A 3,152-nucleotide genomic window follows, 5' to 3' on the forward strand; every position below is an offset into this window, starting at 1 on the left:
ACCGGCCTGCTCATCGTGGGTGCGGCCCTGGTCGGCGCCATCGCCTGGAACCTGCTGACCTGGTGGAGGGGCCTGCCGTCCTCCTCCTCGCACGCCCTGTTCGGCGGCATGGTCGGCGCCTCGCTGATCGCCGGTTCCACCGTCCTGTGGGGTGGCGTCTGGTCGAAGATCGTCGTCCCGATGGTGATCTCGCCGATCGTCGGCCTGGCCCTCGGCTACCTGGTGATGGCCCTGATCCTCTGGCTGTTCCGCCGGGCGCACCCAGGCCGCACCGCCCGCGGGTTCCGCCTTTCGCAGACCGTCTCGGCAGCCGCGATGGCACTGGGTCACGGCCTGCAGGACGCCGGCAAGACCATGGGCATCGTCGTCCTGGCGCTGAGCGTGGGCGGCTACCACTCGGGCGCCTCGATCCCGTTGTGGGTCAAGGTCTCGAGCGCGCTGGTCATCAGCCTCGGCACCTACTCCGGTGGGTGGCGGATCATGCGCACGCTGGGTCGACGCATCATCCACCTGGACCCGCCGCACGGCTTCGCCGCCGAGGCGTCGGCCTCTGCGGTGCTGTTCATCGCCGGCCTGGGCTTCAAGGCCCCGATCTCCACGACCCACACGATCACCTCCTCGATCATGGGCGTCGGCGCGACCAGGCGCCTGTCCGCGGTGCGCTGGGGCGTGGCCGGCAACATCGTCGCGGCGTGGGTCCTGACCTTCCCCGGCGCCGGCATCGTGGCCGCCCTCGCCTTCTGGGTGGCCCACCTCTTCCTCTGACCACCCGCGCTGCCTCTTTGCGCAAGTTGGTGTCGTAAACCGGAGCCTCAGCGCCCCGGATCACGACACCAGCTTGCGCAAAGTCGTGTTTGGGCTGCTGACGAGCCGCCCGCGGAATCGGAGTGGGTCGCCCCGACGGCGTGCCGCCTCGACCCGGCGGACGACCTCCTCCGGCGTTCGGATCAGGTCGTCCAGCGTCCAGCGCACCACCTCGAGCCCGAGGTCGCGCAAGCGGTCCTCGCGCCGCTTCTCCGCGAACACCGCATTGGCGGAGAACGACTCGCCGAGACCCGATCGCGTTGCCAGCTCGGCCCCTGCCTGGCCCAAGCCGTACTTCAGCCTGCCGTCCGCCTCGCCGACGACGCCCCACGCCCGCCACATCGCGTCGACTCTGGCGACGAAGCGCCCCCACTCGTCCAGGACCGTCACCTGCGGCTCGGGCAGGTCGACCCCCAGCTGCCACAGCCGCGCGAACGACCACGACTCCAGCCAGGTGTCGCGGCGTCGGTCCAGCAGCCCGTATGCCGTGCGGGCGGCTCCCGCACCGGGCCAGCCGCGCTGCCGGTCCAGGACCTCGCGCACGGCTGCGATGAGGGCCGGCTCGGGGCGCAGCGCGCTGTCGCCGAGCGCCACGGCATCAGCCAGGCGCAGGTGCCGCAGGCAGTCCGCGACCGTGCGCGCCCGTGACGTCAGTGCGACGACCGGGTGGCCGACTTCGATCACGTCCTCCGGTGCCAAGGACGCCCGCTCCACGATCACATCAGGAGCTCTCCTCGGCCGGTTCCCCCCTTGGTCAACGGTGAGCCATGTGGCGGTGCCGGGGTCGAGCGGCAGGGCATAGCCGTGGATCGAGGCGGCGCTGAGGTGACTGATGACCTTGTCGGTGTGGTGAGCGCGGGCACGCGCCAGCGAGGCGGAGGCGAGGCGCTCGGCGGGTGTCGCGGCGGACCACTCCTGCGGCACGGCATACACGTCGCGGGAGACCCGCATCCAACGGCCCTGGGCCACCTTGTGCCGCAGCGCGGACCTGGTGGTTCCGCGGGCCAAGGCATCGGCGGAGCTGAACGCCAGCGGCAGGTTCTCGTCCATGGCGACCAAGGGTCGGCCGCCGCTGCAGTGCTGGCGACGCCCGGCAACTCGCCTGTGGACGGTGGGGTCAATCGGCCCGCACCTTGCGCAAAGCCGGCCGGCTGCGCAGAGCCAGCCGGCCCCGGTCAGCCGAAGCGGCCGGAGATGTAGTCCTCGGTCGCGCGCTGCGTCGGGTTGCTGAAGATCTTGTGCGTGTCGTCCATCTCGATCAGCCGGCCGGGCTTGCCCTGCGCGGCGAGGTTGAAGAACGCCGTCCGGTCCGACACCCGCGCCGCCTGCTGCATGTTGTGGGTGACGATGACGATCGTGTAGGTCGACTTCAGCTCGTTGTCCAGGTCCTCGATCGCCAGCGTGGAGATCGGGTCCAGCGCCGAGCAGGGCTCGTCCATGAGCAGCACCTGCGGCTCGACGGCGATCGCCCGGGCGATGCACAGCCGCTGCTGCTGGCCACCGGAGAGGCCGGCGCCGGGCTTGTTCAGCCGGTCCTTGACCTCGTTCCACAGGTTCGCCCCGCGCAGCGACTTCTCGACGCGCTCGGTCAGCATCTTCTTGTCGCGCATGCCGTTGAGCTTCAGCCCGGCCGCGACGTTGTCGAAGATCGACATCGTGGGGAACGGGTTGGGCCGCTGGAACACCATGCCCACGGTCCGGCGCACCGCCACCGGGTCGATCCCCGAGGCGTAGAGGTCCTGGTCGTCGAGCATGACCGAGCCCTCGACGCGCCCGCCCGGGATCACCTCGTGCATCCGGTTGAGCGTGCGCAGGAACGTCGACTTGCCGCAGCCGGACGGGCCGATGAACGCCGTCACCGAGCGCGGCTCCACGGTCATCGTGACGTCCTCGACCGCCTTGAAGTCGCCGTAGAAGACGTTGAGGTCCTTGACGTCGATTCGCTTGGCCATGAGTGGTTCTTCCTTCTCCAGTTCCGTATGCCGTGTGCCTGGGTCGCGCCCGCAGCCTCAGCTGCGCACGCGGCCGAACCGCGCCACGACACGGCCGGCGATGTTGAGGACGAGGACCAGCAGGATCAGCGTGAGCGCCGCGCCCCACACCCGGTCCAGGGCGGGCTGCAGGCTCTCGGTGCGGTCCTGGTTGATCATCGTGGGCAGGGTCGCCATGAGCCCGCTGAAGAGGTTGGTGGCGATCTCCTTGGTGTACGGGCCGAGGATCAGCAGCGGCGCGGTCTCGCCCATGACGCGGGCCAGGCCGAGCAGCACGCCGGTGACGATGCCGGAGAACGCCGTGGGCAGCACGATCCGCACGATCGTCTTCCACTTCGGCACGCCGAGGGCGTAGGA

The 3,152-nt window shown here is 70.3% G+C and carries 4 protein-coding genes; 1 reads left to right on the forward strand and 3 read right to left on the reverse strand.

What is annotated here, in order from left to right:
• The coding region (locus VF825_RS04355) for an inorganic phosphate transporter (RefSeq protein ID WP_331110523.1) at positions 1–765 on the forward strand (765 nt) is incomplete at its 5' end.
• A gap of 60 nt (positions 766–825) precedes the next feature.
• Here VF825_RS04355 and VF825_RS04360 read toward each other — a convergent pair.
• The 3 genes from VF825_RS04360 to VF825_RS04370 all read right to left on the reverse strand — a co-directional run.
• A complete protein-coding gene (locus VF825_RS04360; RefSeq protein ID WP_331110525.1) occupies positions 826–1,854 on the reverse strand; it encodes a hypothetical protein in 1,029 nt (342 codons plus the stop codon).
• Positions 1,855–1,979: 125 nt separating this feature from the next.
• A complete protein-coding gene (gene pstB / locus VF825_RS04365; RefSeq protein ID WP_331110527.1) occupies positions 1,980–2,756 on the reverse strand; it encodes a phosphate ABC transporter ATP-binding protein PstB in 777 nt (258 codons plus the stop codon).
• 57 nt (positions 2,757–2,813) lie between these two features.
• Positions 2,814–3,152: ABC transporter permease subunit (locus VF825_RS04370; protein ID WP_331110529.1), on the reverse strand; the 339-nt coding region annotated here is incomplete at its 5' end.

This window comes from Oryzihumus sp., from assembly GCF_036391795.1.
In the GTDB taxonomy this organism is placed as follows: domain Bacteria; phylum Actinomycetota; class Actinomycetes; order Actinomycetales; family Dermatophilaceae; genus Oryzihumus.

What these genes read in the sequence shown, in the direction of transcription:
- VF825_RS04360 (WP_331110525.1), bottom strand. Translation starts at nt 1,854, where the DNA reads ATGGACGAGAACCTGCCGCTGGCGTTCAGCTCCGCCGATGCCTTGGCC.
- pstB (WP_331110527.1), bottom strand. Translation starts at nt 2,756, where the DNA reads ATGGCCAAGCGAATCGACGTCAAGGACCTCAACGTCTTCTACGGCGAC.